We start from the raw sequence: 4,250 nt of genomic DNA, 5'->3' as shown, positions 1-4,250 counted from the left end.
AGCACAAGAAAATGAAAGAAACATCAAACTTGGGCAACAAACTTTGACCACTGAATTAGCAACTGAATATAGCGAAATTTACAATGAAATATTTTCAACAACTGAGATAGTAAATCCCGTTCATACAAAATCCAACAACAAAAATTCTTATTCCCCGACAACTGCAAACTTTGACTCACACGGCATATCAGCTGGACAAGATAATATCGGACATATTATTCTTGCGTTGCTTTCCTTTAAAAAGTTGAAACGGGACGACCCAGACTCAGAGGATGGGCTTTTGTTAATTGATGAATTAGACGCAACATTATATCCAGCAGCCCAAAAAAACTTAATGAAAGTAATGTTGAAAATTGGACGAGAAATAAATTTGCAAATTGTTTTTACTACTCACTCTTCTGACGTACTAAATTTTCTTTCCTCTCGAAATGCATCACAATTTAAACATTCAACAAATTTCGTTAGTCTTTCTAATTCTTTAGGTGTAGTGTATGCGCGACAAGGATTTCAAGAACTTAAAAATCTATTGGCCGACTTAAATCACGAAGCGGTAAGAACGATAAGACCTAAAAAAGTAAATTTCTATTTTGAAGACCGTGAAGCATTTTGTTTCTATAAAAACATCATTGATGGAATTGATTATGGTTGCGAAAACTCATATAAAAACCTTAGCATAAGTTGCGGAACATACAAAACACTAATTGACAAAGGCTTTGAAGAGTTTTTCAGAAGTGTTGTTGTGCTTGATGGTGATTTTAAATCTACATTCAACCAAACGCAGAATAACAACGTTGTGTTTTTACCAGGTACTTTAAGACCAGAAAATATAATGAAAGAATTTCTTCAAAACCTTAATGAAACCGACCCTTTTTGGGACAATCCCTCACAATACACAAAACGTGTTTTTCTAAATAACATTAACGGTGTCGCAAATAACAGAGAGGCCATGAAAAAGTGGTTTAATACTGAAATAGAATTTTGGGGGCAAGAAGCTTCAAATCTTTTTCTGCGGTGGAAAGAACTAAATTCAGTTGAAGCACAAATTGTAATAGACAGAACAGGAGAAATCATTAGGCGTATTATGGATAACTTTTATGAACTTTCGACAAACAACTAAAACGCCTACTGTCAATAACTAGGTTTTCGTAATTAACACGTGTTGATATAACAAATGTTCATTAGTATACTCAAAGATAATTCAACTGATACCACTACTTCTTCTTCATAACGTCATATGGCGGACATATATTTGCAAATTAAAGCTGAATTAAGTTTCTTTTGGGTAGTCCTTTAAAAACTTTGAACTGTAATTGTGTCTTAGGATTGATAATTGCCCAAGCGGTTAAAAAGATAATCCAAAAATCAACTCTCAGACTTCTATTTTGGTTGTACCATATTTCCAAGGCACCTTTGTAAGGCATGATAACAGTTCTGTAAAATTCGTGTTTATCCATTTTCGTTTCAGATACTAATGCTTCTTCATCTCTAAAAATAACAGAACCAATGCCGGTAATACCAGGTTTGGCGTTATAAATTTGTTTTTGAATGGATAAATCATACATTTCAAAACTTACGGACATCAAGGGGCGTGGACCTACTAAACTCATCTCACCCTTAAGAACATTTAATATTTGTGGCAATTCATTAATTTTCGTTATCCGTAAAAATTTACCAAGTGGCAATAATCTTGGATCGTTTCTCACTGTAACACTTCCTGTACCTATATTAGGACTGTTCTTTAACATGGTCGCAAACTTCATAATGTTGAATAACCTGTTCTTATAACCAACTCTTTTTTGGTAATAAAAAACATAATGCTCTCCCGTAAGTAATAAGATAATTACAATGGGCAGCATAAAAGGTAAAAGTATTAAAAAAGCTAATATGGCTATGATTAGGTCGAGGAGACGTTTAAAGAAAGGATACATTTATCAACTTGGGATTTATGAGTTTAGATTTAGAATCTATTAATGGAAATTATAATTAATGGCCTTTGATTTGCAATCTTAAGTTTATAACGAATAGATAAAGGAATTCAATTATTTCACATTAATTAGTCACTGTATTACCGCCTGTGATAACGACTTACTTGATCTAAATGTTTATTGAGTCCACTTACTGCTTTTCCTCCATCTAGTTACACTAATTTCCACCAATTACATTTTTTGATCTAGGCTTACCCCCGTTTCAATATGTTGAAAATTAGGCAGCATTTTATTTAATAAGGCTACAATATCAGCCTTTACCAAATGTTCCTTTTGAAAAAGCGTTTTTATTTCTGAAATGATATTTTCGAGTTCTGCAATAGGTCTACGTGGCGCATTTTTTACAATACCCAGATTGTAGCATTTATCCAAATCCAGCTCTTCCGTATCCGTGTAAAACTCTTCGTATAACTTTTCACCGCTGGTATTACTTTTAAAGAAATAAACGGGGTATTTACCATTGGCAATTTCACCAGTCGAAGACTTTGCTTCTTCTTCGGATTGGCAGCTTTTTAATTCAAAACCCAGTTCGTTTAAATATGGCTCAACAATATCAGCGAAATTGACCATGGAAGATTCTTCCAGTTTTGGAAAAAATACATCACCGGATTCTCCTAAAATGCAAGCACATAAACATATCTGACCCGACTCTTGCGGCGACACAAAAAAACGCTTAACGTCGGCTGGACAAGAGAGCGGCTGTTGTTTGATCACACGATCAATAAAACCCGCAAGTAAACTACCATTTGAAAAGGCTACATTGGCAAAACGGGCGGTTGTTATTTTCAATTTATTTGAATAAGCCAGAATCACCTCTTCCATTAATTTTTTACTGGCACCCATTACGTTTACTGGGTTTGCCGCTTTATCGGTAGAAACGCAGAAAAAATGTGTTGGAGGATATTGTAATAAGAAATCAAGCAGCTGTTTTGCTTTTAATACGTTATTTTCGATCATCGCCTCAATAGAATATGCATCTTTCTCACTGCGCACGTGTTTATGTGCGGCGAAATTGGCCACAATATCGAAATGTCCTTCTTGCTTAAAAATTTTATAAAATACTTTATCACTAAAGTTAATCGGATAGGTCTTAAAGTCTTCGGGTAATTCTATTTCTGTTCTGCTGCGGCAATCTCGAACTAATTCCGTTAGGCCATTCTCATTAATATCTATTACCACTAATTTTGCCGGATGGTATTTTACTAAGGCTCGGATATAAGAAGATCCTATAGTCCCTGCTCCCCCGATGACCAAAACCTTTTTGCCTTGTATTTCTTTGGACAAAGTTTCATGAAAATTATTTAGGTCTTTTGTTAGTAAACTTTCAGAACGACCGGTAATTTTTTCTCCTATAAATTTTTCTATATTAAAAACTAAACTCATGATATTTTTTTAAGTTAAAGATATAATCACATACAACCGAGAGATTATTTAATCAATGCTTTTATTGCATTTATTACTCTTTCAATTTCTCCTCCAGTTAAAGAAGAGCTGGACGGAAGGCACAACCCATTTTCAAATAACTTGTCAGAAACGCCCGTGCCGTAATACGGAGAAGTTGAGAAAATAGGCTGTTGATGCATCGGTTTCCATAATGGACGGGTTTCAATATTTTCGGATTGTAGTGCCAGCCTAAGGTCCTCTCTGGTTATACCATTTGTCCTAGATGAATCTACCAAAATAGAAGTCAACCATCTGTTACTAAACATCCCTTCTTGTTCTTCTTGAAAGCTAATACCCGGCGATACCGATAAATGTTCTTTATAAATATTAAAATTATTTCTTCTTTTTTCTATCCACTGATCTAAAACCTCCATTTGACCACGGCCCAGCCCAGCTACTAAATTACTCATTCGATAATTGTAACCAATATGTGTATGTTCATAGTGCGGTGCATCATCTTTTGCTTGAGTGGCCAAGAACTTTGCTTTTTTACTATTTTCCTCAGTTTTAGTAACCAATGCCCCACCACCTGAAGTAGTAATAATTTTATTACCATTAAAAGACAGACACGCCATTTCACCAAGGGTACCACATTTACTACCCATATATGCAGAGCCTAAGGCTTCTGCTGCATCTTCCAGAACAGGTATCTGGTATTTATCTGCTATGTCTAGAATGGGCTTCATTTTGGCCGGCATTCCATACAAGTGGACCGGTATAATAGCTTTAGGCTTTTTACCTTTTGCCAACCGATCGATGATGGCCTCCTCTAAAGATTCAGGACATAAGTTCCAAGTATCTTTTTCACTATCTACAAAAACG

4 protein-coding genes are annotated in these 4,250 nt (G+C 35.1%); 1 reads left to right on the top strand and 3 read right to left on the bottom strand.

The window, feature by feature from the left end; translation table 11 throughout:
* The coding region (locus ACQR30_RS16610) for an AAA family ATPase (protein WP_429736878.1) at nucleotides 1–1,117 on the top strand (1,117 nt) is incomplete at its 5' end.
* 139 nt (nucleotides 1,118–1,256) lie between these two features.
* On the opposite strand, the gene ACQR30_RS16605 is transcribed toward ACQR30_RS16610, so the two are convergent.
* The 3 genes from ACQR30_RS16605 to ACQR30_RS16595 form a co-directional block, all read right to left on the bottom strand.
* Nucleotides 1,257–1,928, bottom strand: coding sequence for a sugar transferase (locus ACQR30_RS16605; protein WP_429736877.1), 672 nt, complete (start codon nucleotides 1,926–1,928; stop codon nucleotides 1,257–1,259).
* Between the two features lie 228 nt (nucleotides 1,929–2,156).
* A complete protein-coding gene (locus ACQR30_RS16600; RefSeq protein ID WP_429736876.1) occupies nucleotides 2,157–3,368 on the bottom strand; it encodes a polysaccharide biosynthesis protein in 1,212 nt (403 codons plus the stop codon).
* 44 nt (nucleotides 3,369–3,412) lie between these two features.
* A partial coding sequence (locus tag ACQR30_RS16595; RefSeq protein ID WP_429736875.1) for a DegT/DnrJ/EryC1/StrS family aminotransferase occupies nucleotides 3,413–4,250 on the bottom strand: 838 nt, incomplete at its 5' end.

Source organism: Arachidicoccus sp. (assembly GCF_050436765.1).
In the GTDB taxonomy this organism is placed as follows: domain Bacteria; phylum Bacteroidota; class Bacteroidia; order Chitinophagales; family Chitinophagaceae; genus Arachidicoccus.
Note: the sequence above shows the minus strand (reverse complement) of the source record. Positions and strands in the feature narration are given on the sequence as shown.

Coding starts and splice junctions, on each gene's coding strand:
- ACQR30_RS16605 (WP_429736877.1), bottom strand. CDS start 1,928: ATGTATCCTTTCTTTAAACGTCTCCTCGACCTAATCATAGCCATATTA.
- ACQR30_RS16600 (WP_429736876.1), bottom strand. CDS start 3,368: ATGAGTTTAGTTTTTAATATAGAAAAATTTATAGGAGAAAAAATTACC.